The organism is Halobellus rarus (assembly GCF_024494595.1).
Classification (GTDB): Archaea; Halobacteriota; Halobacteria; order Halobacteriales; family Haloferacaceae; genus Haloquadratum; species Haloquadratum rarum.
The window spans coordinates 74,940-101,757 of the sequence record NZ_JANHDI010000008.1 but is presented as its reverse complement, the minus strand read 5'-3'; the positions used below and the strand labels follow the sequence as shown (position 1 = coordinate 101,757).

Here is a 26,818-nt window from a genome sequence, read left to right as displayed (position 1 = left end):
TCGTCCCATTGTATATGGTGAGGAACTTATTCAAGGGGCGTTCTCTTGGCCAGGAGAACAATATTCGAGAAACTCTGAATGGTGTTGTTGCTGGCGGCAACAAGATCTGTGACGTAGGTCTTGGCGTGGTGTTTCTACCTCGTCAAGAAGCACTCGAACTGGTCGATTGGCTCAGGACATAACAGGAACAATGTGATCGGCAGCAACAACGGTTCACGTAGTCTCTCCGCGTTCCAACAACAGAACGTGCGAAGTCAAGTACCATACTATAACGAATCCGTTGACTGAATCCCGTATAACTCCGCGTACTTCCCATTTTCTTCAACGAGTTCACTGTGCTGTCCCGTCTCCGTAACCCGGCCCTCCTCGATCGTGTAGATCCGGTCGGCGTTCTTCACTGTCGACAGTCGGTGCGCGATCGTGACGACCGCATAGTCCCGATCCATCTCCTCGATCGCTTGCTGGACCTGTTTCTCCAAATTCGAGTCGAGGTCGCTCGTCGCCTCGTCAAGGATCAATACATCCGCGTCCTCGAGTAGTGCCCGCGCGAGCGCGACGCGCTGCTGTTGTCCACCCGACAGCCGAACCCCATCGTCGCCAAGAAGCGAATCGTACTCAGCCGGAAGCTCGTCGATAAATTCATCGACCTTAGCTATCGAACACACCCGATCGAGTTCCTCACCAGACACCTCTCGATTCCCGAGCGTCAGGTTGTACCGGAGCGTATCGTTGAAGATGAACGGGTCCTGTCTAACCATCGAGAGTCGGTCGCGCCACTCTGCGATATCCATCTCGTCGACCGGGATCCCATTTGCTCGGATCTCACCTTTATCGACCGGATACAGCCGGGCGAGAAGTGAAACGATCGTCGATTTCCCCGCACCTGACTGTCCGACAAATCCGACGAACTCACCCTTCTCGACGGTGAAGTCGATCCCGCGGAGCACCTTCTCTTCGTCGTCGTACGAGAAGTGGACGTCATCGAATTCGATTTCTTGGATCTCCTTGGGGACTTCCCGAATTGACTCACTCGGTTCTTCGTACGACTCCAGCTCTTCGATGAACTCTTGGGTCCTTACGAGATGCGGCAGATCGTTCTCGACTTGATAGTAGAGCTTGTTCACATTACTCGCTCGCGGCCCGAGTCGGAACATCGCGAAAAGAAAGACGCCCAGTTCGCCGACCGAGAGGCTCGCGAACGTCAGCGCGAGGTAGATCAACACGAACACCGAGACAGCGACGACGAGATTATAGAACTTGTCGATCGCGGCTTCGTTTCGTCGTAGCGTGATACGTGATTCTGTATACTGGTTGACCGCCTGTGAGAAATCCTCGAAGAGTTCATCAGCGAGTCCGAAGATCCGCACGTCGCGGATCCCTTGTGTCCCTGCCTGTGCGGCCTCCTGTCGTCTCTCGTTCGCCTCAGCGACTTCGTCACCCACATCGTATCCCGAGTCAAGGACGCGCCGGAAGAAAATCGTGAACCCGCCGAGGACGAGCCCGGTAATGATCGTCAGTGCCGGCGCGATGATCAACGCCACGAGGAAGTATATTCCGGCCAGAAAGAACTGTTCGAAGGTCTGGATTCCTCGCTGGATCACCCGCCCGGCATAGTACGTCTGCGTCACGATCGCATTCAGTATGTCATCAGACCCTTCCTTATCGAAGTACTCCACGCGTGCATTCAACGCGTTTCGGAACGCTCGCGTCTGGAGATCTCGAATGTAGTAGGTCCGCAGCGCCTCCCGGAACCACGCGACTGCGAAGCTGGTCGTGTACCGCGCGACCATCACAGCCGACACGCCCACCACGACGTATCCGAGCGTAAAGGGGACCCCGAGTGCCTGGTAGGCCGTGACGAACACCGCGAGCAGTCCCTCCGCCTCCGCGGCGGGGTCCTGAAGCTGGACGAGTTCGACGATTGGGAGGATGAAGCTCAGGCCGACGCCCTCAAGCACCGCGGCGACGACCCCGAGCACGACCACTGCTGTCGTGTACGTCGGGTTGTACTTCGCGACGTCACGGAGGGCATCGAGTTTCTCGCGTCTGGAGACCGGTTCGGGATCTGACGATGACATAGCGGTGAGTTGTTCCGATTTCGGATGGCGACCCGAATAATGTCGTCGGTCTCGCCTTGCTCTCTCTCTCCGATCCGTGTACAGACACTCGTCAATCGAATTCGCCCGGATCACGCCCATCATCTTCGCGACCGCAGACTCAATGAAGGGGAGAGTAGATTTCGTGTGCTTTCGATCGGCAGTGACATCCACCCCGTCGTAAACGGTAGATGTCGAATCAAATCGATGCCGGAGAGATTTGTTCCTCTCGAAATCTTAGATGAGGCGATTTTGAGACGGTAATTCTGTACTGGTGGGTAACAGAGGCTCTCAAAGCTAGCTCACAATTAGTAAAATCACAATTAGTAAAATCGTAATTTAGATAATCGGTAGTATTACGGTTGGTAGGGTAGGATAGTACGTATGGAGCGACCGCGGTTCGTTAATCGCGAAGACGAACTCGAGTTCCTGGAATCGCGGGTCGAACGTGAGAGAGCCGACCTGCTCGTCGTGTATGGGCGCCGACGGCTGGGGAAAAGCGCGCTCGTTCGTGAAGCAATTCAAGACCGCGAGAATACAGTTTACTGGCAGGCAACCGAAGAAACCGACGACGCACAGCTGACGAACTTCGTCGAAACCGCAAGCGAAACGTTCCCACTTCTTGAGGACATCCAGCGCGACTGGGAGGCCCTCCTCCGAGCACTGAGCCGAGAAGACGCGGTCGTCATCCTCGACGAATTCCCTTACCTGATCGAATCCAATGAGGCACTCCCGTCGAAGATTCAGCGCGTCTGGGATCTTCATCTCCAAGAGAGCGAAATCACACTAGTACTCGTCGGGTCCTCAATCAGCATTATGGAGGACAAAGTCCTCGGTGGTGGCAGCCCCCTGTACGGGCGACGGACTGGAACAATCGACCTGCCACCGCTTGCTCTCGCCGATGCGAAACAGCTCTATCCTACCGATGACCCGGATTCAATCCTCCAGTCATGGGGCGTGTTTGGCGGCACCCCGTTCTATCTGCAAGCCCTCACACCAACTGCGTCACTAGCCGAGAATATCAACTCACACATCCTCTCGGAACACGGCGTTCTCCATAATGAGCCAGAGTTCTTGCTCCGCACCGAATTCGGGATCCGCGAACCACAGACCTACTATACAATTCTCCGAGCGATCGCAACCGGCAAGCGTGCCGCCAACGAGATCGCTGACTTCGTCGGCATTGACTCCAACGCACTTGGCTCATATCTCGCGAAACTCCGCCGTATTCGGCTCATCGAACGGGATATCCCAGTCACAGCAAACCCGAATGCAACCCGGAAAAGCCGGTATCGACTCAAAGAGCCGCTGTTCCGCTTCTGGTTCCGATACGTCTATGGACAGGATGGAAAACTCGCACAGGTCGGCGATAACGCATACGAGCAACTGGTTGAACCAACATTCACTGAGTATATGGGGCCGATGTTCGAACAGATCTGCCAGAACGCCCTCCCGTCACTCGTTCCCAACGTGTACAATGGAATCGGCTACTGGTGGCACCAACACCACGAACTCGACGTTGTCGGGCTTGCTGACGACGGCACACTCGTCGCAGGCGAGTGTAAATACACGACTCGAAAGATGACTGAAGGGGATCTAGCCGACCTAGAGCGGACTACACAACACATCCAGTGGTCACCCCCAGCAGGGACAGACCGCGACCACCACTACTGCTGTTTCTGTCGCTCCGGGTTTTCAGCCGACCTCAAACAGGCCGCTACAAATCGAGACGACGTCTCACTATTCACACCGGACGACATCCTGAACGCCTTCCCCTCACCGCAAGCCAACTAGCGGATCCACGACCTCGTCGACACACTAGGTCAGTGAGAGAGTACGTTTCGTCTGTCTCGATCTCCCCAGCAGTGGATCTTGGTTAATCTGCCAGTGGGCTCGTGTCGGATCCTTTCTACGCGTCCGTAGGTCGACGAATACACATTCGGAGGGAGAGAGTACGTTTCGTCTGTCTTCGATTGCGATCCCGGCTATAGAACGACCGCGGTCACTCGGCTCCGTGCTCGTTCAGAAAGGAGAGAGTAGATTTCGTCTGTCTTCTGACGAAGTGGTGATCAAATATCGTCTCGGTGGGCGTTGAGTGATGTTGCGCAATGAATGAAGACAAACGAGACAAACAAAAGCAGGCTTTAAATATGCCTAGTGACTTATGACGAATAGACAAATGGACGGGCCGTTCAGCGACATCGAGCGTTCGATCTTCGCCGCCAAAGAGGTCCTCTCCGAAGACTACCAGCCCGATCGGATACTCGAGCGTGACGATGAGATCGACGAGTATCGCCACGCGCTCGAGGACGTTCTCTTCGGCCGAACGCCACAGAACGTAATGTTGTACGGGAGGGCCGGACTCGGTAAGACCGCGGTGACGAAGTATATGATGGAGGCGCTTCGAGACGAAGTCACGGAGCGTCCTGACGCCGATGAACTGTTCGTCCACGAACTGAACTGTAACGGAAAGACCGTATACTCTGTCGTCCGAACGCTCGTCAACGAGCTGCTCCCGGAGACGGCGAGTGAATTCCCGAAACGTGGGCTCAGTACGGCCGACGCATTCGAGGAACTGTATGCGCAACTCGACCGGCGGGGTGGGACACACCTCGTCGTGTTCGACGAGATCGATCACCTCGGCGACGTCGATACGCTTCTGTATGAACTCCCGCGGGCACGCTCGATCGGTCATATCACGGACTCGAAGGTCGGCGTCATCGGGATCAGCAACAACTATACGTTTCGACAGGGCCTCTCGCCAAAGGTCAAGGACACGCTGATGGAAGCCGAGATTTCGTTCAGCCCGTACGACGCAAGCGAACTTCGAGCGATACTCGCCGATCGTGCCGATCGTGCGTTCGTCGACGGCGTCTGTGACGACTCGGCCGTCGCGAGGGCGGCGGCGATCGCAGCGAAGGATCGAGGGAACGCACGTCAAGCAATCGACCTCCTCAGAGTCGGCGGCGAGGTGGCGAAAAAGCAAGGCGATCCTTACGTCGATGATTCACATATTATCGAAGCCCAGGAACTCGTCCAACGCGGTCGATTGCGAAATCGGATCCGCGATCAGACCCAGCACGCCCAACTGCTGCTCGAAACGCTCGCATATCTCGAGCAGCGTGAGAAGACGCCAGCCCGTTCGAAGACAATCAAGACCCGATACGAGAGCGTAGCGGATTCGCACGCCGTGGACCCACTCACGACACTCAAGAGCATCCAGAACCACCTCTCGGACCTCCATATGCTTGGGTTCCTGCGACGAAGTGATCGGAATCGCGGCGAGAGCGGCGGCAGATACTACGAATACGGCCTCGATCTCGACCCCGAGATCGTTCTCGACATCAGAGGAGAGATCGAAGCGGAACGCGACCCGTGACACTTCGGCGGGAAGACAGACGAAACGTACTCTCTCGCTTTGCTAGTGAGCGAGTGGTAATCAAGGGAACCCTGCCGGGGCCGTTTCCAGGACAGACGAAACGAGGTGTGTCCCCCGCCACCGTCAGCGCACGCGCTCCAACTTGGATCCCTCCGCAATACGTCGATACAGCGGCTACACCTCCCGTATCTGCTCCGGGGTCTCCTGCTCGAACGCGAGCGTCATCCACGTCGAACACGTGATGCGGTGGGGTGTGACACGAGACTTGTCGTTGGTTGTCCCCGAGAACACTCGACATAGTGGGGTGTGGGGTCCGACTGCTGCCCCAGTGAGAAAGCACTCGACGCGGTGGGGTGTCGAGTACTCGCCTCACTTTGCTCCACTGGCCCGCTAGCTCGCCCGTCATATCCTCGTATTTTCCGAGGCCAAGACGGAAAGCACACGAAACGTACTCTCTCACTCCGAACCGATCACGCCATCATCGCCAGAGAGGCAAGCACAAGACATAGACTGCTGTCAGTCGACCAACTCGCCCGCCCGTTCAACGTCCTCCGGCGTGTTCACGTTCACGCGCTCACCGAGCCGCACTGTCGAGACCTCGTACCCCGCCCGCACCAATAGCCCTACGGCCTCGCTCAGTTGGTACTCTCCCTCGGCCGACGGCCGGAGCAGCGCACACGCGTGAAAGGCGTCCTCAGGCAGGACGTAACACCCGGTCGTGACGAGGGCCGACGACGGCTCGGCCGGCTTCTCGACGATTCCCGTCACATCTCCTGTTTCGTCCGTCCGTATCACACCGGTCGTCTTCGCGACTGCGGGCGACACCTCCTCGACAGCGAGCGCGACGTCCGCCTCCCCGACAGCCTTCACCGCCGGTTCGACGCTTTCGGCGAAGACGTTGTCACCGTTCAATAGGAGAAACGTCCCGTCGACATACGGCTCGGCCTGTAACACGGCGTGGCCGAGACCCAGCCGCTCGCGCTGGTGGACGTACGTGATTGGGACTCCCTCGAAGGCGTCGCCGAACCGGTCGACGATCTGGGCCGCCTCGTACCCAACAATCACGACCAGCTCGTCGGCCCCAGCGTCCACTGCCGTCTCGAAGACGTGCGCGAGCAGGGGCCGCCCCGCAACGTCGACGAGCCCCTTCGGTCGGTCCGCCGTCAGTTCGCCGAGTCGACTGCCTGGCCCGGCAGCAGGGATGACCGCGTCCATATGCGAGACGCCGCGCGTAGCCGTTTCAACGTTGTGCCTGGCGTCGGACCTGTATTCTGGCCGGGAGCGACGGTGCTCACTCTGCGTCCATCTCGAGCGCGCGTTCGTACAGTGCGTCCGAGATCCAAAAGCCCGCCTCGCGGAGCGCGTCGAGTTCCGTTTCGAGGTCGACTTTTCCCCGGCTGGACGCCTGGAGGAGGATCCCCACAACGCCGGTCACCGGTACGTCGTGACGCGTAGCGGTCGCCCGGCCTTCACGCTCGTCGATGAGCACCCGGTCCGCGTCGATGTCGATGGCGTACGCGATGGCCGCAGCCTCTCCGTGATCGAGTTCCCGCTCGAACTCAATTCGGAGGTCCGTCGGGTCCGGCGACACGACTCGAATCCCGCCCTGATCGCGGAACGCTTCGATGCGGTCGCGGCCGTCGAACCCGGCTGTGAGCTTGTTCCAGACCGCCGTCGGAACGACCACCTCACCGAACTGGGCGTCGATCAGGCGAAGCCGCTCGATGAGTGCCAGATTCAACAGCGGTGACGTGTTCGAGACGACCGTCATTCTCGCGCGTACTCGACGTCGAGCGCGAGATCCTCCTCAGTATAGTGTCGCTCCACCTCGCGTTCACCGAGAAGCCGGTGGAACTCCGCCTTCGAGAGACCGGCTAGCTCTCGTGCCTTCCCGAAGGACAGGTATCCTTCCCGATACAGCGACACCGCGAGTTCCTGCCGGACGATCGGTTCGCGATCCTCCGGCGGTGCCGCGATCGCGTCCAGCACGTCCGACGGGAGATCGATGCTGCTCATATCGTTAGATTCAGCGGCGTGGTACTTAGTGAACTACCCCGCCCTGCTCGGCCTGACGGCCTCGCTGAGGACGGGGCTTCCTGTTTCGATGACGCGCTTTGCAGGAACCGAATCGGTTCCCGTAGGGAGCGCAGTCTCCGCAGGCATTGAATCGGGGTGAACCACCCCTACCTGATCGAGTCCGCGTGAAAGGATGTTGTACGCTGCGTTGAGGTCGCGGTCCGCCTCGAATCCGCATGACGGACACGAGTGCTCGCGGACCCACAGCGGTTTGTCGGTCGAAACGCCACACTTGGAACACTCTTTCGTCGTTCCACGTGGATTCACGGCGACAAAGTGGGTTCCTTCGCGTTCGCACTTGTACACCAACATCTGCAGGAACGTCCCCCACGCCGCTCCGGCACGGTTTCGACTGTTGGACGGGAGTTCCATCAGACCCTTGGCGTCGAGGTCTTCGACCGCTACGAGGTCGTATCCCTGAGCGTAGTAGTTCGAAAGTTTGTGCAGGAAGTCCCGACGCTTTCGCTTTAGGTCGGTATGGCGACGGGCTACTACGCGCTGTTGCGTGCGGTAGTTCGCCGAGCCGTGTTCCTTCCGCGAGAGATCGCGTTGTGCGCGTTCCAACCGCTCGCGTTCCTCGGAGAGTTTGGGGCCTTCGACGGCGGTTCCGTCGCTGTCGTGGGCGTACTTTAGAATTCCCACGTCGATACCGACGCATTTCTCGGGATGCTCGGGTTTTGGCGGCGCGTCGTTCTCGGTTTCGATTCCCAGAACAGCGAACCACTCGCCCGTAGGCTCCCGTTTCACAACGACCTCCTTGATCGTGGCATCGTCGGGGACGTCTCGATGGTAGGCCATTGGAATGTCGCCGATCTTTGAAAGAGAGAGTACAGGCCGACCGCTCGTGTTGTTGAGCTTGAAGCCGGTTTGACTGTACGTGATCGAGCGATATTCCTGCGGAGCTTTCCACTTCAGTTCGCCGACGCGGTAGCCGTTGTCCTTCCGCCCCTTCAGTGTCGAGAGGTTGTCGTACAGTCGTTGTACGACTTTTTGAAGGACCTTCGAGTGAACGTCCTTCAAGTCGTCCCACGTACGTTTGAGGTCGGGGAGAAGCGACTGTTCGGAGTAAGCGGAGGTCCCGTCTACCCGGTTGAGTCGGTGAAGGAAATGGTTGTAGACCTGTCGGCAGGTATCGACGGTCCACGATAATCGCTCGTGGAGCTCGTCGGTTGGGTTGAGTCGATACCTGTAGTTGTAGCGCATAGTCTACTCGTCGGATGGATCAGTGACGCGAACGACCTTGACGGTGGCACCACGCCATCTCTTCGGGACGAGGACGTGAGCTCCGTTGCCGGTAGGTTTGACCTCGGATTCGTGGACTTCGTGCCCTTCAATCTCGTACCGATCCATTATTTATATTTAAACTAAGTATAAACATAACGCTATCGATAACGTGGGCCTGCGGGCCGGCAGTATCGCATTGATGAAAGACGATGACGGCGTTGACGAGACGCTTCGCGTCTCGTTCGCACACGAGAGCAGAGCTCTCGTGAACGCTGTATCTCCTCCCTACTCACTCGCTCCGCTCGCTCGTTGAGGAAGAAGCCTTAGCGCCTCAATTCAGATAGCTCCGAGTCAGCGTCCAGTTTGCGCGGGGATAGGAGTACCGGCTGGTTGGCACAGCCACCAGTCTATCTATACCATCGAGTGTTGTTTCAACGCCTATCTCTCTTAGAGTTTCAACTATTATTGTTTAAACTATTATTGTTTGTCTTCTAACATCGGAGTGCATATGTAGTCCCCACAACAACTGGGGGTATGGACCAGTTCGTCAATCGAATCGATGAACTCGACCGGTTACAGACCCTCTATGAGAGTAGCGCTGCGGAACTCGCAATCATCTATGGACGTCGCCAGATCGGCAAAAGCGAACTCGTCCGCCGATCGATTGTCGACCGCGACGATGCCGTATACTATCAAGCAGTCCAGGGAACAGCGACAACACAGCTCAGGCGGTTCGTCGAGGCAGCAGCGACGACGTATCCAGACATCACGGCCGTCAAAGAGGAGTGGGAGCCACTCTTAGCGTACCTCGCCGACAGAGATGCCATCATCGTCATCGACGAATTCCCGTATCTTATCGAATCGAACGAGGGGCTCCCGTCGATCATTCAGCACCTGTGGGATACCGCTGTCGACGAGAGCCAGGCAACGCTCGTACTCACGGGCTCTGCGATCGGTATGATTCATACCCACGTCCTCGATGGCGGTGCACCACTCTACGGCCGGGTGTCCCAGACACCGAACGGCCGCCTCGAACTCACACAGCTCCCGTTTCGCTCCATCCAAGAGTTCGTGCCGACGTACGATCCCGAAGAACGGGTGTTCGTCTATGGCGTCTTCGGCGGCACACCCCGATATCTCAGCCCGCTCGATGCATCACAGAGCCTCGGAGAAAACATCACGCGGCTGCTGTGCGATCCGGATGGCCCACTCCACGACGAGCCCGAAACCGTCCTCCAGATGGAGCTCAATGAGGTGAACACGTATTTTTCCGTGCTGGAGTCGATGGCTAGCGGGAACCGTCGTCGAAACGAGATCGCCCAGAGAGCCGGCATCGAGAGCACCAACACGTCGTACTACTTCGACCGGCTGGAAACGCTTCAGATCATCGAGAAACACCATCCGGCACTCGCCGATCCGGCACGCAGCAAGCGGACACGATACCGGATTCGAGATCCCGTATTCCGGTTTTACTTCCGCTATCTCTACGGCCGCGGGGGGCAGTACGAACTCTACGGTGAGAACGCCTACGCGGATCTCATCGAACCGGAATTGCCCGACTTCGTCAGCGAAACGTTCGAATCGCTCTGTCACCAGGCGGTGCCGGCGCTCTATGCAGACTACCAGCTCACACAAGTGCCAAGCCAGTGGTGGTACAAGAGCCGGGAGGTGGATATCGTCGCGCCGACTGACGAGTCAACGCTGATCGCTGGTGAAGTGAAATTCACTACCGCCCCCCTCCGCTATGATGTGCTTTCAGATCTCGAAGACGACGTGGAGCACATCGACTGGACACCCACGGGGGATGGTGAGCCCACGTATGAATTCGCCTTGTTCAGCCGCTCTGGGTTCAAACCCTCCGTCAAAGAAGCCGCAGACGAGCGTGATGATCTCCGCCTCTTCGATCTGTCCGATGTCGTTGCCGTTCTCGAAAATGGAACCTCTCACTGAGCCGAATATTGATGACCTCTCTTCTGTAGGAGATTGTTGATACTGCTGAGCTATCGCTGTCGAGTCGAAGAGGACAAGCACACCGCCTCAGCGGTGCCCGAGACGGATGATCCCGCTAGATGTGTTTGGGTCGGAATCGGTCACAGCGGACCTGCTCCAACAGGTTCGCTGGCGTGACTTGTCCCGCTGCCGTTCTGACCTAACGGTCAGAAACGGAAGCTATGAGCAGTTTCAGCAGGAGGTTCGCAGGTTCGTCGTCACGTGTCTGGATGACCGGTGTGCATCCAGCGACGATCGACGACCCAAACGAGACCAGCAAGCACCGTCGCAGCGACTATCGGCCACCGATCACTACTGAGATAAAACCCATTGACAGCAAAGCCATGTGTGACGAACGGCCACAGCAACGGACTTGTGATCCCGGACGGCTTATACAATAGAAAATCGAGCACGTAGTGAGACCCAGCGCCAACACTCAAGAGGGCGAACACGACACACCGATACGCGTTCGGGACGACGAGTGCGCCAATACACACAATCAGGAGCGTGCCACCAACACGGTGGAGCGGACTCCACGTGAACGGCAGCCCCAAGAGAGCTGTCATCGTTTCCTCAGGGAGCAACAGATCGATCCGATTGAGATCTGGGAGTGTCGATCCAATCATCACCGCCGTGACGAACGGATAGGAGATCCACTCGTACCGCCACGAGAGCACGATCGCGAGGGTGTACCCAACCAAAATATGGGTGAAGAGATCAGCCACTGGCTTCATCCTCCGATAGATAACGGGTGCGAAGCGGTGTGTCCCGGGGTGAGAAGGTGACCGTCTCCGGATCGAATCGCCACCCATCGACGATGCGAACGGCAACGAATAGCGCTCCAAGCAGCGAGATCGCGTACATATATGTCGTCTCCCACGGCTCTCGGACGACTGTACTGTCCCGAGTTGCGGTCAGCGTCCCGTCCGTCGTGAGCGTGCCATCGACGATGATGTCTTGGCCAACGGCGACGGCCGGCACATTCTCGACAGGAAGTTGTTGTGTGGTGGTGCCGTCGGTGATCTCGATGATTACAGGGTCGGTTGCGATCACGACGCCACCAGTTTCAACATGGTCGCCGGCCAGATCGGCTGGTGCTACGTCAGGATCCGCGAGGTCAGGCCCCGGACTTGTGGGCGCTGGATATCCTGCGCCAGCAAGCACAAAGAGTGCACTGAGAAGTACGACAGAGACCCCGAGTGCCATGATTCGATATCCGACAGCACGAGCCATGTAGGGAGTCGTCCATCAGTAACGAATAAAGATCCATCGGTGGAGTGGTTCATTGACACGGTGAACTACCCCTCCCTACTCACTCGCTCCGCTCGCTCGTTGAGGAAGGGGACTTAGCGCCTCAATTCAGGTAACTCCGAGTCAGCGTCCAGTTTGGGCGGGGATAGGAGTACCGGCTGGTTGGCACAGCCAGCAGTCTATCTTCATAACTTGTCCAGCGGATTCTTACCGCAGGAACAAGTGGTAGACTGCAAACCCTAATATCCCAACTCAGCGGTACGGTACCGTGGGATTCCCGCGTCTTCACAAACACGACCCTCTCTCCCCAGCTAGCTACGACAAGCCAACGTACGAGTGCGTTGACGCCCCGTCACGGGATCCGATCCACGGCGCTATCGAGCTCATCGAGAGTTGACCACTCTACGACCCGTTCGCCCACCGCTGCCTCAAGGGCGGCCAAGTGGGACGCGGCCATCCCATTCTCGTACTGCGCCCGCTGTTCTTCCAGATCGTCGTACACACGCTTGAGGAGCCACAACACATCTCGCACACTCGTCTGCCGTCGATACAGGTAGCCAAGCTCCCAGACATAGCCGCCGTCGAAGTCTTCGATCACGCCGACAACCCACGTCGCCTGCGCCGACAACACCTCGAAGGCCGGCGCCCACAGATCAAGGTCGTCAGCATCGAACCCGAACTCCTCTAACCGGAACGCGACGGCATCCCGCCGGTCATCCAACCGGGAACACACGCGCCGGCGACGCTCCCCGGACTCACTCGATCCGCTACCGACCACGAGATACCGACGGCTGGCACGACGGATATCGTCAAAACGGGCCCCGTGGAGCCCGTCCTTGAGTCGCTGATGTTGCTCGGGTGTGAGAGACAACGTCGCTTCATCATAGAGTTCCCCATCTTCGATGTCGCCAATAAGACCTGTTTCTGAGTGGTGAATGGCCTCACTGACAGCATCGTCGTCATCACGTCTCTCACCGTCGATATCACCACGAACAGTATCGCGGCTGTCATCGGCGTCACCGTCTGGCATTCTACACCATTATCTAGTTTGTAGTTTGATAGTGATACTGGTTAGGTAACTACTTGAGTAATCGATTGCATCTAGCAACCAAGTGTTTATGCTCCACCTATCCGTAGTAGCGCGTATGCATCCCCACCTCGCAGAGACGAACACGGCGGACACTGGTGGAGAGCCCGATGGGTTCGAAGCGTGGACGGCACTCCAGAAGGCTACTGATCAAACCCGTGCAAACTTGATCGCAGACATCGTCGGCCACCCACAAGAAGCTCCGAGCGTCCAAGAACTCGACTATATGAACCCTGCGCTCGGTGAGGACGCGATCCGTCGACATCTCAGGGTGTTACAAGATATCGGCGTTGTTGCGGAGCTGGTCGTTGAGCCGGGCAATCGCGTGCGTGGGTACCCGTACAAGTTCTATCAGATCACCCCGGAAGCCCGAGAGCTATTCGATCGAAACGATCTATTCCCGGAGGACGCCTGGCAGCGACAGTACGCTCGCGTTGAGAAGACCGGCGAGATCGCTGAAATCGAGGAGATGCCCCGTCCCGAGTAACGAGAATTTACAGAGTAGAGATTCGCTCCTTGTCGGGGAAAAACGTCTTAGCTTCCGGCTCTCCGAGCAGTCGCCAGTCGGACCCCCACCCGGGAAGCACCACATCGTTACTACAAACAGACACTACGTTTTCAGCGGGAGCTGCCTCGCTTATCCACTCCGGCAAGCAAGCGACGATCCCGAGCGAATCGATACGGTTCCCCTCTCTCATCCCGATCACGCTGTCGGCCGTCCCTCGCTGAGAAAGGTCCGGCGACTGCGTGTATTTGAATGGACTCGTTACTGCACCGGCATCTCGAGGGCCGCCAGTCGCCGCGCGCGATAGAACCGAACCCGTCGCGCCAGGAGTCGCCAACAGACGGCAGCAATCGCCGCCCCGGCCGCGTTCACGAGCAGGTCGACGATATCGGCGGTCCGCGTCTCAAGCGTCGACTGCAGTAGCTCGATCCCTGCGCCGTATCCGACAGCAACCAAAAACACAGCGAGCAAGACGGTTCGATCACGCCACGGACGATCCTGGAAGGCGTACGCAAGCGTGACTGCAAGCCCGGCGTAGGCAAGCCCGTGAAGCCACGTTCCATACGCGAGCACGCCAAAGGGGCCGGTCCGGATGATACCGCTACCCGGGGGCGTGAAGACAGAGTAATACAGAATCGTCGCCGCGACCGCGAGGACGACACCCCACCGAAGCGACCGTGGGACAAGTGGGATCCGAACTCGAAGCATCCTATCCCGCAGATCCCTTGGTACTGACTAAAGCTTGCGGATTCCAGCGAAGCGGCCTTTAGTGGAGGTGGACGCTATGTCCGCTTTCCCCCGCCAAAAGATGGGGTATGCGCTCGTCACTGTATCACGACACGAAGTGTACTCGTTGGCTGTCGCTCTTGGGTTGTAGCGTCCGAAAGAAAGGAATGTGTCGAAAGGCCGGAGTTAGCTCCGGTAGTTAGTCGTTGCGGCGGACTGCGAGCAGGGCAGCGGCGATGAGGGCCGTCAGCGCGACAACCACACCGAAGCCGGGCGTGGACGTCGAGGTCGGCTCCTCAGTTGCCGTGTCCGTGTCCGGAGCGTCAGTCTCCGTGTCCGGAGCGTCAGTCTCCGTGTCCGGAGCGTCAGTCTCCGTATCCGGAGCGTCAGTCTCCGTATCCGGAGCGTCAGTCTCCGTGCTCACAGATTCGACCAGTTCCGTGTCGACCGTGTCGACGGAGCTGCCCGCAACGCGGAACGTCGTCTCAGCGAGGTCGCCTGCAGACTGGTCGCTGAAGTCGAACTCCGCCGAGAACGTGCCGTCCTCGGAGATTTCAGCGTCAGCCGTGCTGCGGAACGACGGATCAGCGTCCGTCGAGGAGATCCGCACTTCAGCGTCCGAACCGGGCGCGACGTTCGTCGTGCCGGTCACTTCTGCGGAGTCCGAGACCGGAATCTCCAGGACACCATCGTTCACGTTGTCGAACGTAACCGTCCGCTCTTCAACGGTGAAGGAGGTCGACTCCGTCTGCGTGGAGTCTGCCTGGAAGTACGGGTACGCGGCGTCGCCGTCGCCGTCGCCACCAGCGTCACCCTGGTACGGTGCCGGGTTCTCGCTGTTGAACTCGTAGCGGTTGTCGCTGTCGGTTTCGTACTCGAATTCCGCGCTGAATTCCGCGCCTTCGTCGAGTTCGTCGCTGAAGACGTTACTGTCAGCGCTCGTGTCAACGACGACGAAGAACTGGCCGTTCTCCTCGTCGTAGAGCACGTAGCCATCGCCTGCGTTGTTGTTAGTCAGGTCCAGGGAAGTCGCTTCCTGGTTGCCCGTGGCGTCGTCGGCTTCAACCTCGAAGTTGATACCTTCGCCCGCCCAGTTGTTACCGTGGTTATCATCCGTGAGGATGCGGTTAAACTGGTTGAGCGTGGTACCGTCTTCGAGGGCGTCGAAGCCGCTATCAGCCTCGTAGGCGGCTGCGCCGTAGAGGCCAGTTGCTTCAACCTGAACGACAAGGCGATCGTCCATCGCGACTTCCTCGCCGCCTTCGATGGCGGTCGTCGAGTTGAGGAGATCGGCGACGTTGTCATCCTCGTCGGCATTGTCGGCGGACGCCTTGTGGATCGTAACGCCCTCGATGCCGGGCTCGGTCAGCTCGAAGAGCGCCGAGTCGAGTTCTTCGTCAGCCTCAGTTTCACCATCGGAGTTGACGATGAACTGACCGTCAGTCGCAGCCGTCAGCTCGTAGTCGGCGGGCTGTAGCGGCCGCGTGAGCTGCTCGTCGACGTCATCTTCATCCGCATCGCCATCAGCGTCGATGAGGTTGAGTTCGTCGAGGTAGTCGACGAACTCACCGCCACCGAGTTGCTCGTCGGTGTCTTCGTCCCAGAAGGTCGCACCGGTGTCGTCATCGTGGACCTCGCTCTCGACGATGTCGTCTTCGGAGTTGTACACATCGTCACGATCAGCACTCGTACCGAGGGTACGGGTGTTGACCTGGAAGGTCACTTCGTCGTCATCATCGTCGTCCTCAAGACGAAGGATATCGATGAAGCCGACGTCTTCGTCACCGAACTGGACCCACACTTCGTCGGTGTCGTCCATTTCGACGGTGAACTCGGCAATGTCACCGGCGGTGTCGGTGGTGACGCCTTCACTGAAGGAGGAATCGGTGTCGCGTTCGGTCACTTCGACGGTGTCGCTGCTTTCAGCCGTCGAGTCAGGGACGCTGAAGTTGAAGCCGTATTCACCTTCATCGATACCGGTGAAGTTGATCTCCCGTTCGTCGCCCTCGGCAGTTTCAGAGTTCTCCGCAAGGGCGATAGTAATCTCATCGTCGTCACCTTCGTTCTCGTCAATGAGTTGGTAGTCAGCGTCATCGCCGTCGTTGTTCACGAAGATGTCGCTGAGTTCGCCAGCGTCGAGGTCACCGTTTGCACTGACGTTGAGTTGGTAGTTCGCGCGGTTGGAGTCGACGTCGATCTCGGTGACAGCGTTTTCACCTTCGTCGTTGACGCTGTCCTCGTCGATCTCGACGTCAAGGTTCTGCGTGGTCACCTCGAAGGCGGCATCTTCGAGGTTACCGTCGCTAGTTTCAGTGCTGTCCGCGTTTCCGTCAACGAAGACGATCGCGGTGCTACTGTCATCGGCGGGTGTGATGACGAACTCGCCATCGTAGCCGCTGGTGTCGATGACGGCCGTACGATCATCCCCGTCGAGGGAGAATTCTTCTTCGAGACCGCCGATCGAGCCGCTCCCGTCGTTGCCGTCGGGATCGAACGATCGAACCTGGTAGTCAGTAGTGGAGGTGGTGTCACCGTCTACATCGTCCGGGATGTAGATACCGGCTTCCTGACCATCCCAGTACGTGGACCCCGAGTTGAGGGTCACGTCACTATCTGTCTGTTCTGCGTTAGCAGCGGCCGTGCCCGCAAACGCGACGGTCCCAGCGAAAACGCTGAAGACCATCAGCGCTGCGAGGAACAGCGCGCGTGCCTTGTATGTATAGTTTCGTTCTGTCATTATTTGTCGTGTGTTCGCATTCGCGTGCAGCCACAGCAGTTTCAAGCAGCCATCATCCCCCGCCGTCGACGTGGACCGACTGTATCTCTGGGTTCCGACCAGCCGGGCGTGACTGATTACTTCATACTGCAGCCGACTTTCGGGTAGGGGTACTGAAACGTCACTGCCATTGTGTTAAATGTCTTGTGTATCTGAGCGGTACAAGTTACAAGCTTCATAACGAGTAAGTGGCTGTTAATCCGATCAACCGGATGGTTTGCAGGACAGCAGTGGAATGTAAGCAGAGCCCACGATTACTAACTGATCTCCTGCTGACTGGGCGATGCTCCCGTTCTTGGAGGATCCGTGTGACTGCCGGCTCTCTCAGCATCGCCCGCCTGCGCAGTGACTTAATGAACGGCCCATTCATAGATCGTCGAAGGTCACGTTCGTGAAGCTGACGTCAACGAGTGACCGTCGCGAAAGCAAAGGCACAATTACCCAACCATCTCGCCAAACGCTGTCGACTCATGTCTGACGTCCGCCTGCGACACAATTCGGTGCTCTGTGGTGTCGAAAGTTCCAACAAAGGACGAGTGGCGGGTGATAAGACTCAGCGAGGACAACCAACAATCAATCACTGTCGCTCTCGGGTGTCGCGTCCGAAAGAAAGGGAAGTCGACGGCCGGGCGAAAGCCCGGTGGTTAGTCGTTCGATTCAGTCGCGTCGAACCGCAAGCAGGGCTGCAGCGATGAGCGCCGTCAGTGCGACAACCACACCGAAGCCGGGTGTTCCGGTATCCGTTTCGGTGGGCGTGTCTGTATCGGGCTCGGGCGTGTCCGGTTCCGGCGTATCCGTATCCGGTTCCGGCGTATCCGTATCCGGTTCCGGCGTGTCCGTATCCGGTTCCGGCGTGTCCGTCTCTTCGCTCACAGCGTCGACGAGTTCGGTGTCGATCGTGTCGACCGAACTGCCGCCGACACGGAACGTCGTATCAGCAAGGTCGCCTTCAGACTGCTCGCTGAAGTCGAACGTCGCCTCGAAGAATCCGTCATCTTCGATGTCGACGTCAGACGTACTGCGGAACGACGGGTCGGCATCCGTCGAGGAGACGCGGATCTCGGCGTCCGAGCCGGGCGCGATGTTCGTCATACCCGAGATTGTTGCCTCTTCGCCCGCTTCGACTTCGAGCACGCCGTTGTTCACGTTATCGAACGTGACTGACTGCTCGACAATCTCAACCGTGCTAGTGAGCTCTTCAGAGGACCCCGTCTGGAAGTACGGGTACGCTTCGTCGCCAATGTCACCACCAGCACCACCCTCGTATGGAGCCTCTGCGTCGTCGATGAACTCGTAGCGGTCGTTGGAGTCGGTCTCGTACTCCATTGTCACGTCGAACTCGTCACCGTCTCCGACGTCCTGGGTGAAGGCGTCACCCGTGGTATCAACAACAACGAAGAACTGGCCATTCTCCTCGTCGTAGAGCACGTAGCCGTCGCCCGCGTTATTGTTTTCCAAGTCGAGCGAGGTGGCTTCCTGGTTGCCCGTGGCATCGTCGGCCTCGACGTCAAAGGAGATTCCTTCTCCTGTCCAGTCCTGCTCGTCCGTGTCTTCCCCCGTGAGGACGCCGAGGGAGGCGAGCGTCGTGCCGTCCTCGAGGACGCTGAAGTCGCCACCGTTGGCGTGGACGATCGCACCGTAGAGGCCGGAGGCCTCAACTTGGATGATGAGACGGTCATCCTCGGCGATCTCCTCGCGTGCAGTAGCCGCATCGAGGAGATCTTCGAGTTCGTCGTCCGCATCAGCGTTGTCCTCGGGGGCGACATGCGTCGTGATCCCATCGAGGCTCGGTGCCGTTAGCTCGAACAGCGCCGAGTCGATTTCTCTCTCGGCCTCAGTGTCACCATCGCTGTTGACAATGAATTCGCCGTTCGCCGCGGCCATCAGTTCGTAGTCGGCCGGCTGCAGTGGCCGCGTGAGCTGCGTCCGCGGATCGTCGTCAACATCGTCGATCAGATCGAGCTCTTCGAGGTAGTCCCCGAAGGTCCCGTCACCGAGTTCGGAGTCGGTGTCTTCGTCCCAGAAGGTCGCATCCGTGTCGTCACCGTGGACCTCGCTTTCGATGTTATCGTCCTCGGAGTGGTACACCTCAGCGGTATCAGCACCGGGACTACCGAGCGTCCGCGTGTTGACCTCGAAGGTAACCTCGCCGTCGTCGTCGTCATCTTCGAGCCAGAGCACGTCGATGAAACCGACGTCCTCGTCACCGAACTGGACGTAGATCTCGTCGGTGTCTTCGAGCTCGACGGTGAACTCTGCGATGTCACCGGCTGTATCCGAGGAGACGCCCTGGCTGAATGCGGAGTCGATGTCCTGTTCCGTCACTTCGACAGTGTCGCTGCTTTCAGCTGTCGAGTCAGGGACACTGAAGGTGAAATCGTATTCACCTGCATCGATCCCTTCGAAGCTGATTTCTTGTCCATCGCCCTCGGCGGTCGTGCCATCAAGGGTGATGGTGATCTCGTCATCGTCATCGTTAGCGTTGTCGTCTTCGAGCTGGTAATCTCCGTTAGCTACGAAGATATCGCTAAGTTCACTGACGTCGAGGTCACCGTTTGCACTGACGTTGAGTTCGTAATTCGCTCGGTTGGAGTCGACATCGATCTCGGTGACAGCGTTTTCACCATCGTCGGTGACGCTGTCCTCATCGATCTCAACGTCGAGGTTCTGCGTCGTTATTTCGAACGTGTACCCACCGTAGTCGGCTGCGGTGGTAGAGGTAGCGCTAGCGAACCCATCAGTGAATTCGACAGCATTGTTAGAGTTATCGGCATCAACGATGATGTACTCACCATCGTCATAGTCGCCGGTGTCAAGCGTGGCGACACCGTCACCATCAAGCGAGAACTCTTCTTCGAGACCGCCGATTCGATTGGTGTCACCGCTGGTATCCCATTCGCGGACTTGGAGTTCGTCGTTGGCACTCAGTTCAGCGCCAGTCCCAAGTGCTAGTTCCTGACCGGCCCAGAAGGTTGAGCCAGAGTCGAGCGTCTGGTCACCGTCTGGTGGGATAACAGAGAAGGTGTTGGTGTCAGCAGTTGCAGCACCACCATCCTCGTTGACTGTGTAGGCACCGATATCAACGGTGTGTGCCACACCATCGGTGTCGACGTCCAAGGTGACAGTGATTGTTGCCTCAGAGACGCCATCATCATTTTCGTCAGTGGTAGTGATTTCAGCAGTATCCCCGTCTGTGGAGGCACTGACGCTCACTTCATCTGGGTTACTTGATTCAACACCTGCAACATCATTCAGTGTTATGTCATCAACGGTACTGACGTCAATAGTGAAGGTGTCTTCCTCACCATCCGCGACACCTACATCAAACGTTACTTCCTGTTCGGCTGAAGCACTGTACGCGTCGACATCTGTAGCACTCGCGTTGTCTAGGGAGTCTACAGAAGCCGCTGTCGTGCCCGCAAACGCAACGGTCCCAGCGAAAACGCTGAAGACCATCAGCGCTGCGAGAAACAGCGCACGTGCCTTTCGTGTATAGTTTCGTTCTGTCATTGTTTGTTTCGTTTGTGTTCAGTGCGACCACAGCAGGTTTCGACAGTCCACTCTCACGGCCGCGTCCGCGAGCGAGAGCGACTGACTACTCCGTGCCGCAGCCGACTTCGGGGGTAGGGGCGAATCAATGATGGATTTACCCCGATATATGTTTTCTGCCGTAAGTGAATGAATAACGACGGAGATAATCGTTAATTTATCCCTAACCGCTTGATAACCGATTATTCTAGGGTTGGGAAATGCCCTCGAAGACGAGAGTGGTTTGAACTATCATATTTAGTATCTATATCTCGCCCCGGTGAGCGATCCCCGCAAGCATCAGAACTTAACCGCACAGTCGTCCACCGGCCGTTCGGCAACAGTGATCGTACAGACAAGATGAGACAGTCGTCTTTCGTGACAGCGAGAAAGTCCTTCCCCGGAGACAGGTAGTTCGGTTTCGTTGCAAAATCAAGGTACCTGAATAGCACCAAAGAAGCGGCACGAGACGGCTGTTTCACAGAAGAGTGAAGGCGGATATTCCGAGGCTTGACTTCGGAAAGGAAGCCGACGATTCCTTTCGAGAGGCTGTCGAGCAATTCAAACACTGTGTCAACACTGCAAGCGAGTGGTGCTGGCACGGGCGTCACCAGATTCCGACAGAATCGGGCTGCCAACCAGAAACGCCGAGCGTTTCTGGTGACGACGACGGCTACCACGTCACCTCAAAAGCCAAAGCCGAACACGACCTCTACGACCAGCTCCGCAACGAAACCGATCTCACCGCGAATCTCGTTCAGAAAGGGATTCGGCGAGCGGTCGAAGCCGTCAAAAGCGGAGTCGAACACCTCAAACATAGCGAAAATGCGTCGCAACCGCACTTTTCGGCAGATAGTGCGGTGTACGACAAGCGGAGCGCGACGTTCCACCGCGACTATGTTTCGCTGTCTACCGTAGACGGGCGAGTCGAGTGTGACTACATTCTCCCTGACGGCACGGAGACGCCGCCAACCAAGTACGTCTCCGACGAGGACTTCGAGTTTCGGATGGCACACTTGCAGTACCGCGACAGTGACTGGTATCTCCACGCCTCAATGCGAAAGGCCGAGATAGACGAGGAGCCGCTCGAATCCGATTCCAAGCACAGAACAGTCCCTGGTGTGGATTTAGGTGTCAACAACATCGCTGTTGCTTCAACAGGGCGATTCTGGCCAGCAGAAGAGTTCAACCACTGGCGCAACGAGTACGAGAAGCGTTGTGGGGTCGCTCCAGCAGGAGGTTCTCGTTACGGCCACGAGAATATCGAAAATGTCGGTCGCCAAGAAACAGGCCGTTTCGAGATATACTTGCACTCGGTGGGAAAAGAACTCATTGAGGAGGCTGTCGAACACGACTGCTCACACATCGTGTTTGAGGACTTAACCCATATTCGGGAAAACATCTCGGAGGCGACGTGGCAACACATCTGGACATTCCGGCGCCTCTATGAGTACGCCGAGTACAAAGCCGAGGAGTACGGCGTGGCAGTCGTACAGGTTGGCCCTTGGAATACGTCCAAACGGTATTCGACGTGCGGGTGTACCCACGACGACAATCGGTCGGGCGAATCGTTCTGTTGTCAGAGGTGCGGGACGAGAACCACGACGACTACAACGCTTCGAAGAATATCGGTTTGCAGTATCCCCGTCGTCGGCAATACGCAAACGACGGAGGCGCACCCGTAGATGTGCGCTTGAATCGCGGGATCCTGAACGTGAACGGTGAGTATTCGCCTCCCACTGTTAGTGGGTAGAACGGGAGTCCACGCGAGAGCCTCGGGCCTTGACCCCGAGGCAATTTACCCCCGTTTTATTGATCATACCATAGACACGTCACCGACGACTAAAACACCGGTTCAGTTACTCCGGCACGTACTGTGAATTGTAGGCTTCCACTCTACGTGTTATGTACGCAACAATCTTATGATTCCGACGGTGATTCGACGACGACCCCGCCGTCGGCCGCCATCGCCGCCTCACCGTCGTCGGGGTATCCCATCGGCACCTCGGGATCGCCGTTGACGAAGCGGTCCCAGACCACGAGCGCCGACGGAAGGACGAGAAGCGACGCGAGGAACGAGTAGACGATCGAGATAGCCGTCAGCACGCCGAACTGTCCGAGCACCGAGAGGACGGCGAGGACGAGCACACCGATGCCGAACGCCGTCGTCGCCATACTGCCAAGGAGCGCGCCGCCGGTGCCGATGACTGTCCGGCGGAGTGCGGGGATCAGCGCCCGCTCGCGGCGCTCGTCGACGAACCGGTGGACGACGTGGACCGAGTAGTCGATGCCCAACCCGATCGTCAGCGAGAGGATCGTCGCGGTGAATGCGTTAAAGGAGATGTCGAGCAGGCGCATCGTCCCCGCGACGGAGGCGACCGCGACGACGATCGGCACCAGGTTCGCAATCCCGAGCGACGGCAGCCCCTCCAGTACCCAGTAGACGGCCACCAGAAACACCACCGTGAGGCTGAGCGCCAGCGCGAGACTCGTGATCGCGGACGTGAAGATGAGATCCGAGACCGCCTGGAAGACGACCGTCTGCCCCGTCGGCGTCGCGTCCACGCGGAACCGATCGGAGACCTCGTGCGCCGCGGCCACGGCCTCCTGGTCGGTGGCGTCCGCCGAGACCGTGTAGACGACGCGCGCGCTGCGGTGATCTTCCGCGAGGTACTGCGAGGCACTGTCGCCGGCCGACGAGGACTCCAGTTCGCGGTAGATCGTGTCGAGGTTGTCGTCGGGGACGCCGTTGCCGTTCCGGTCGTTGCGCTCAACCAGCGCCTCGAACTCCGGATCCCGCTCGGCCCGATCCTGGATAACCGTCACGATGCTCGTCGACTCCGCGCGGCGGTTCCCGTCAGTGACGAACTCCGAGGGCGGGTCCTCGCCCGCGCGGTGGATCCGTTCGAGGGCCGCGTCGTTCTCCATGCGCCCCTCGAGGTATATGGTGACCGACCCCCCCTGCGTGCTCGTGAACTTGTCTTCGAGGAAGTTCAGCGTCCCGACGACGCCGTAGTCGCTCGGCGCGAACGGTTCGGGCAGTGACTTCAACAGCGGCGAGACCTCCTCCGGCGGGAGGAAATCCTCCTGGGAGAACGAGGTGTCGACGCCGGTGGCGTACCCCGCCGCGCCCGCGCTGAAAAGCAGCATCACGATGAGGACGACCACCGGGATCGTCCGCGCGAGCGTGACGCCCACCGAGAGCACCTCGCCGAGCGCCGAGCCCTCTTCGCCAAGCGGGCGCTGGCTGAACGTCGGGATCGGCCAGCCGTCCCGACGGCGGTCCATCCAGACCTTCGCCGCCGGGAGGAAGATGCCGAAGATGAAGAACGTGAAGATGATGCCGACGCCCGCGACGACGCCGAAGTCGCGGATCGGCGGCAGGTCGGAGGCGAGATTCGAGAGAAAGCCGATGACGGTCGTCCCGGTGACGATGAAGAACGCGACCAACAGCTGGTCGGTCGTCGCCTGCATCGCCGATTCGATGTCGAGCCCGGTCGCCCGGTCCTCGCGGTACCGGTTGATCGCGTGGATCCCGAAGTCGATCCCCACCGCCAAGAGCAACGGCGGCACGGAGATCATGATCTGGTTGAACGGGATGCCCGCCAGGCCGAGGAAGCCGAACGTCCAGATCACGGCCATCGCCAGCGCGGTGACTCCCAGGATGAGGTCGAGTAGGTCCCGGTAGGCGACGACGAGAAAGCCCACGATCAGGAGGACGGCCGCAGGCGTCACGATGAGAAGCGAGTCCGTGATGACGGTGCCGAACTCGTCGGCGATGATCCCGCTGCCGAAGACGGTGATGTCGGCGTCGAGCTCCGCGTCGATGATACGCTGGGCGTCCTTCTGGATCGGCGTCAGCGGACTGTCGCCGGACTGCCCCGCCGTGCCGCCGCCGGCCCCGCCGGGCAGGTCGTGCTGCACGACGCCGATAGTCGCCGACGCCGACGCGGATCGCTCGTTGAAGTCGTTGCTCAACTGTCCGGTGAACCCGGGATTGTCCGCGTTCTCCCGGACGGCCTGTCTGACGTCCGCCCGCGTCGCGCGTTCGAGCGTGGTGATCTGTCGTTCGAGCGTCGTCGCCTCCGGGTCGATCGTCTGCGCCACGAGCGCCGCGGACGACGAGGTGCTGGAGACGTACATATCGTTGCGCTCCTCGAGCGCCTGCTGGGCCCGCAGCATCGCGAGCATCGACTCCTTCGAGAGCACGTTCCCGCTCCGCTGGACGAGCTGGGTGCTCCCGGGATCGGAGCTGAACGGCGGCTCGAACTCGTTTTCGATCCGTTCGAGCGCGTCCGCCGCGGGGATGTCCTCGGCGAACTGCTGGGTCCCCGCCTCCGTGGAGACGTTGCCCAGCCCGGCGGCGAACACCACCGTCACGAGGAGGAAGGTGAGCATCACCCGCTCCGGGCTGTTGACGATCTTGTCGTCCGCCCAGTCGACGAAGCGCTGGTAGTCGAGGTCCATCGGTCAGCCCTGCCGACGGTAATAGAGGAAGCCGCCGGCGGCGGCGAGGATCAAAAGCGCGACGGCGATCGGAATGATCGGAAGTCCCCCGCTGTCGGTGGGCTCTGTGACGTCGAGGGGGACCTGATACGTGTCGGAGACGATTGTGTCACCGTCGTCGTCGTCGTACTGGAAGTCCATCTTCACCGGATACAGTTTCGCGGTCGCGTCGCTGTCGGCGCTGACCTGGAAGACGATCTCGGTGGACTCTCCGGGTTCGAGGCTATCGATGAACGCCTCGTCGTCGGACGTCGAGAGCGGCGAGTCCGTGTAGATCTTCGCGGAGACGTCGGAGACTGTGTACTCGCGCGTGTTCGTCACAGTCACCCTGAACTCATCGCCCGAGCCCGCCCCGAGCGTTCCGTTGACGGGTTCGACGTCGAACTCCGGCGACTCCGCCCCGACCTCGGCGCGCGTCGGCAGCGTGTCCGACTGCTGGGCCGTGTTGTCCTGGTCCCAGTACCTGACGCCGAGCTCGAACTGGCGCGGGCCCCCCGTGGAACTACTCGTCACTTCCACGTCGAACTCGAACGCCGCGGACTCGCCGGGATCGAGCGAGCCGACGGCGACCTCGGTCTCGATGGGAGTGACGGTCGGACCCGGGTCCTCGAACGTCACGACGGCGTTGTCGGCGGTGTTCGGCCCGGTGTTCGTGATCGTCCCCGAGAGCGTGTTCGTCTCGCCGACTCTAAGCGAACTGCGCACCTCGGAGACGGCAAACGTCTGCTCGGCCGCGGGTGCCAGACTCGCAGTTACCGAGTCGCCGTCCTGTTCGACGCCGTCCTCGTCGTCGTAGGTGAACGCCACGTCCAGCGGCTTCGCACCACTCTCGCTGACCGACTCGGCGATCTCGGCGTTCACCGTCACGCGCACCGAATCGCCCGGTTCGAGGTCGCCGAGCACCTCCTCGGCGCTCTCGCCGCCGATGACGACGCCGGATCCGCCGGTGATCGTCGCCTCCGCGCCGTAGGCCGTTTTTGTCCCCGTATTCTCGATCTCAAGCGTTGCGTCGCCACTCGATCCCGGCCCGACGGACGTTTCGACGTCCGAGACGGAGAACTCAGGTTCCTCGGGGACCTCGATCGTGATCGTCTGTCTGTCGCTCTCGGAGAGCCGCTGGGTGTCGCTCGAGGTGACCCGGTTCGTGTATTCGTATCGGACCCGGACGTCGATGTCGTAGGTCCCTGGTTCGACGTCCTCGGGGACGACGATCCGGTGGGAGACATCACTGACCTGGCCATCCTGAATCAATCCAACCGGGGTCTCGCCCGTCTTCACCTCGAAGGGGCCGCTGTCCTCGACCTCGAGGGTCACGGCGCGTGCTGTCGTCACTTCTTCGACAGCTGATCCGTAGTTCACCCCGCCGCCGTTCGCGATCTGGAAATCGACAGTCGTTTCGGTCCCAGGGAACAGTTCGTTGTCCGGGAGATACACTTCGAGATCCGGTTCACCGCTGGTCACGCCGCCGCCCTGTTGGGCCGCCACGAGGGCCGGTGCGCCGGTCAATCCAACGAGCAGTAACAGCGCAAAGCCACCGACGAGCGCCTGTCGGCCCCGTTTCATTGGAGCCACCGTGAGTCGACGGCGTACTTGTTCCGCTCACCCGTCGCTGATCGATCGCGTGCAATCTGTCTGGGAGGAGTCCGGGCGCGATACGGGGACTTCGATCTCATTG

At 59.1% G+C, this 26,818-nt stretch carries 18 protein-coding genes and 3 pseudogenes; 7 read left to right on the top strand and 14 right to left on the bottom strand.

What is annotated here, in order from left to right:
* Positions 1-266 precede the first annotated feature (266 nt).
* On the bottom strand, positions 267-2,078 hold the full coding sequence (locus tag NO876_RS10325; protein ID WP_256421595.1) for an ABC transporter ATP-binding protein: 1,812 nt from the start codon (positions 2,076-2,078) through the stop codon (positions 267-269).
* A 402-nt stretch (positions 2,079-2,480) separates the two neighbouring features.
* Here NO876_RS10325 and NO876_RS10320 point away from each other — a divergent pair, with 402 nt between their 5' ends.
* Both NO876_RS10320 and NO876_RS10315 read left to right on the top strand, forming a co-directional pair.
* Positions 2,481-3,890 (top strand): ATP-binding protein, encoded by a 1,410-nt coding sequence (locus NO876_RS10320; RefSeq protein WP_256421594.1) that lies wholly within the window; start codon positions 2,481-2,483, stop codon positions 3,888-3,890.
* A gap of 385 nt (positions 3,891-4,275) precedes the next feature.
* Positions 4,276-5,475 carry an orc1/cdc6 family replication initiation protein gene (locus NO876_RS10315; RefSeq protein ID WP_256421735.1) on the top strand — a complete coding sequence of 400 codons (1,200 nt, stop codon included), beginning with the start codon at positions 4,276-4,278 and terminating at the stop codon, positions 5,473-5,475.
* A 516-nt stretch (positions 5,476-5,991) separates the two neighbouring features.
* Here the strand turns inward: NO876_RS10315 and NO876_RS10310 are convergent.
* The 5 genes from NO876_RS10310 to NO876_RS10290 form a co-directional block, all read right to left on the bottom strand.
* Positions 5,992-6,690, bottom strand: coding sequence for a sugar phosphate nucleotidyltransferase (locus tag NO876_RS10310; RefSeq protein ID WP_256421593.1), 699 nt, complete (start codon positions 6,688-6,690; stop codon positions 5,992-5,994).
* Positions 6,691-6,766: 76 nt separating this feature from the next.
* A complete protein-coding gene (locus NO876_RS10305) occupies positions 6,767-7,246 on the bottom strand; it encodes a PIN domain-containing protein (protein ID WP_256421592.1) in 480 nt (159 codons plus the stop codon).
* Complete coding sequence (locus NO876_RS10300; RefSeq protein ID WP_256421591.1) at positions 7,243-7,491, bottom strand: UPF0175 family protein; 249 nt, start codon at positions 7,489-7,491, stop codon at positions 7,243-7,245. Before NO876_RS10300 ends, NO876_RS10305 begins: the two co-directional genes overlap by 4 nt.
* Before the next feature lie 33 nt (positions 7,492-7,524).
* Positions 7,525-8,754, bottom strand: coding sequence for an RNA-guided endonuclease InsQ/TnpB family protein (locus NO876_RS10295; protein WP_256421590.1), 1,230 nt, complete (start codon positions 8,752-8,754; stop codon positions 7,525-7,527).
* A 3-nt stretch (positions 8,755-8,757) separates the two neighbouring features.
* Complete coding sequence (locus NO876_RS10290; protein ID WP_129115280.1) at positions 8,758-8,901, bottom strand: DUF2080 family transposase-associated protein; 144 nt, start codon at positions 8,899-8,901, stop codon at positions 8,758-8,760.
* A gap of 408 nt (positions 8,902-9,309) precedes the next feature.
* On the opposite strand from NO876_RS10290, the gene NO876_RS10285 reads away from it, so the two are divergent.
* Positions 9,310-10,725 (top strand): ATP-binding protein, encoded by a 1,416-nt coding sequence (locus NO876_RS10285; RefSeq protein ID WP_256421589.1) that lies wholly within the window; start codon positions 9,310-9,312, stop codon positions 10,723-10,725.
* A gap of 106 nt (positions 10,726-10,831) precedes the next feature.
* Positions 10,832-10,963: pseudogene (locus NO876_RS10280) on the top strand (IS1595 family transposase); the annotation flags it as partial.
* 19 nt (positions 10,964-10,982) lie between these two features.
* On the opposite strand, the gene NO876_RS10275 reads toward NO876_RS10280, so the two are convergent.
* Positions 10,983-11,489: a metal-dependent hydrolase gene (locus tag NO876_RS10275; protein WP_256421588.1), complete on the bottom strand. Its 507-nt coding sequence runs from the start codon at positions 11,487-11,489 to the stop codon at positions 10,983-10,985.
* A complete protein-coding gene (locus tag NO876_RS10270; RefSeq protein WP_256421587.1) occupies positions 11,482-11,997 on the bottom strand; it encodes an OB-like fold-containing membrane protein in 516 nt (171 codons plus the stop codon). Before NO876_RS10270 ends, NO876_RS10275 begins: the two co-directional genes overlap by 8 nt.
* A 120-nt stretch (positions 11,998-12,117) precedes the next feature.
* On the opposite strand from NO876_RS10270, the pseudogene NO876_RS10265 reads away from it, so the two are divergent.
* A pseudogene (locus tag NO876_RS10265) lies at positions 12,118-12,258 on the top strand (RNA-guided endonuclease InsQ/TnpB family protein); the annotation flags it as partial.
* Positions 12,259-12,367: 109 nt separating this feature from the next.
* Here NO876_RS10265 and NO876_RS10260 read toward each other — a convergent pair.
* Entirely contained in the window at positions 12,368-13,045 is a 678-nt protein-coding gene (locus NO876_RS10260; protein WP_256421586.1) for a DUF8170 family protein, read from the bottom strand.
* A 115-nt stretch (positions 13,046-13,160) separates the two neighbouring features.
* Here NO876_RS10260 and NO876_RS10255 point away from each other — a divergent pair, with 115 nt between their 5' ends.
* Positions 13,161-13,589, top strand: coding sequence for a helix-turn-helix domain-containing protein (locus tag NO876_RS10255; RefSeq protein ID WP_256421585.1), 429 nt, complete (start codon positions 13,161-13,163; stop codon positions 13,587-13,589).
* 279 nt (positions 13,590-13,868) lie between these two features.
* Here NO876_RS10255 and NO876_RS10250 read toward each other — a convergent pair whose 3' ends face one another.
* From NO876_RS10250 to NO876_RS10240, 3 genes are all read right to left on the bottom strand, one after another.
* Positions 13,869-14,315, bottom strand: a complete 447-nt coding sequence (locus tag NO876_RS10250) for a VanZ family protein (RefSeq protein ID WP_256421584.1) — start codon at positions 14,313-14,315, stop codon at positions 13,869-13,871.
* 217 nt (positions 14,316-14,532) lie between these two features.
* On the bottom strand, positions 14,533-17,070 hold the full coding sequence (locus NO876_RS10245; protein ID WP_256421583.1) for a BGTF surface domain-containing protein: 2,538 nt from the start codon (positions 17,068-17,070) through the stop codon (positions 14,533-14,535).
* Positions 17,071-17,766: 696 nt separating this feature from the next.
* On the bottom strand, positions 17,767-20,619 hold the full coding sequence (locus NO876_RS10240; protein ID WP_256421582.1) for a BGTF surface domain-containing protein: 2,853 nt from the start codon (positions 20,617-20,619) through the stop codon (positions 17,767-17,769).
* A 506-nt stretch (positions 20,620-21,125) separates the two neighbouring features.
* On the opposite strand from NO876_RS10240, the pseudogene NO876_RS10235 reads away from it, so the two are divergent.
* A pseudogene (locus tag NO876_RS10235) lies at positions 21,126-22,390 on the top strand (RNA-guided endonuclease InsQ/TnpB family protein).
* A gap of 167 nt (positions 22,391-22,557) precedes the next feature.
* Here NO876_RS10235 and NO876_RS10230 read toward each other — a convergent pair.
* Both NO876_RS10230 and NO876_RS10225 read right to left on the bottom strand, forming a co-directional pair.
* The gene (locus tag NO876_RS10230; protein WP_256421580.1) at positions 22,558-25,104 is read right to left on the bottom strand and encodes an efflux RND transporter permease subunit; all 2,547 of its coding nucleotides are present in this window, start codon (positions 25,102-25,104) and stop codon (positions 22,558-22,560) included.
* A gap of 3 nt (positions 25,105-25,107) precedes the next feature.
* Positions 25,108-26,706, bottom strand: a complete 1,599-nt coding sequence (locus NO876_RS10225) for a COG1361 S-layer family protein (protein ID WP_256421579.1) — start codon at positions 26,704-26,706, stop codon at positions 25,108-25,110.
* Between the last annotated feature and the right edge of the window lie 112 nt (positions 26,707-26,818).

Excerpts from the sequence above, each read along its gene's own strand:
- NO876_RS10290 (WP_129115280.1), bottom strand. The coding sequence starts at position 8,901 with ATGGATCGGTACGAGATTGAAGGGCACGAAGTCCACGAATCCGAGGTC.
- NO876_RS10315 (WP_256421735.1), top strand. The coding sequence starts at position 4,276 with ATGGACGGGCCGTTCAGCGACATCGAGCGTTCGATCTTCGCCGCCAAA.
- NO876_RS10310 (WP_256421593.1), bottom strand. The coding sequence starts at position 6,690 with ATGGACGCGGTCATCCCTGCTGCCGGGCCAGGCAGTCGACTCGGCGAA.
- NO876_RS10240 (WP_256421582.1), bottom strand. The coding sequence starts at position 20,619 with ATGACAGAACGAAACTATACACGAAAGGCACGTGCGCTGTTTCTCGCA.
- NO876_RS10270 (WP_256421587.1), bottom strand. The coding sequence starts at position 11,997 with ATGGCTCGTGCTGTCGGATATCGAATCATGGCACTCGGGGTCTCTGTC.
- NO876_RS10255 (WP_256421585.1), top strand. The coding sequence starts at position 13,161 with ATGCATCCCCACCTCGCAGAGACGAACACGGCGGACACTGGTGGAGAG.
- NO876_RS10325 (WP_256421595.1), bottom strand. The coding sequence starts at position 2,078 with ATGTCATCGTCAGATCCCGAACCGGTCTCCAGACGCGAGAAACTCGAT.
- NO876_RS10285 (WP_256421589.1), top strand. The coding sequence starts at position 9,310 with ATGGACCAGTTCGTCAATCGAATCGATGAACTCGACCGGTTACAGACC.
- NO876_RS10250 (WP_256421584.1), bottom strand. The coding sequence starts at position 14,315 with ATGCTTCGAGTTCGGATCCCACTTGTCCCACGGTCGCTTCGGTGGGGT.
- NO876_RS10260 (WP_256421586.1), bottom strand. The coding sequence starts at position 13,045 with ATGCCAGACGGTGACGCCGATGACAGCCGCGATACTGTTCGTGGTGAT.
- NO876_RS10245 (WP_256421583.1), bottom strand. The coding sequence starts at position 17,070 with ATGACAGAACGAAACTATACATACAAGGCACGCGCGCTGTTCCTCGCA.
- NO876_RS10230 (WP_256421580.1), bottom strand. The coding sequence starts at position 25,104 with ATGGACCTCGACTACCAGCGCTTCGTCGACTGGGCGGACGACAAGATC.
- NO876_RS10320 (WP_256421594.1), top strand. The coding sequence starts at position 2,481 with ATGGAGCGACCGCGGTTCGTTAATCGCGAAGACGAACTCGAGTTCCTG.
- NO876_RS10300 (WP_256421591.1), bottom strand. The coding sequence starts at position 7,491 with ATGAGCAGCATCGATCTCCCGTCGGACGTGCTGGACGCGATCGCGGCA.
- NO876_RS10225 (WP_256421579.1), bottom strand. The coding sequence starts at position 26,706 with ATGAAACGGGGCCGACAGGCGCTCGTCGGTGGCTTTGCGCTGTTACTG.
- NO876_RS10305 (WP_256421592.1), bottom strand. The coding sequence starts at position 7,246 with ATGACGGTCGTCTCGAACACGTCACCGCTGTTGAATCTGGCACTCATC.
- NO876_RS10295 (WP_256421590.1), bottom strand. The coding sequence starts at position 8,754 with ATGCGCTACAACTACAGGTATCGACTCAACCCAACCGACGAGCTCCAC.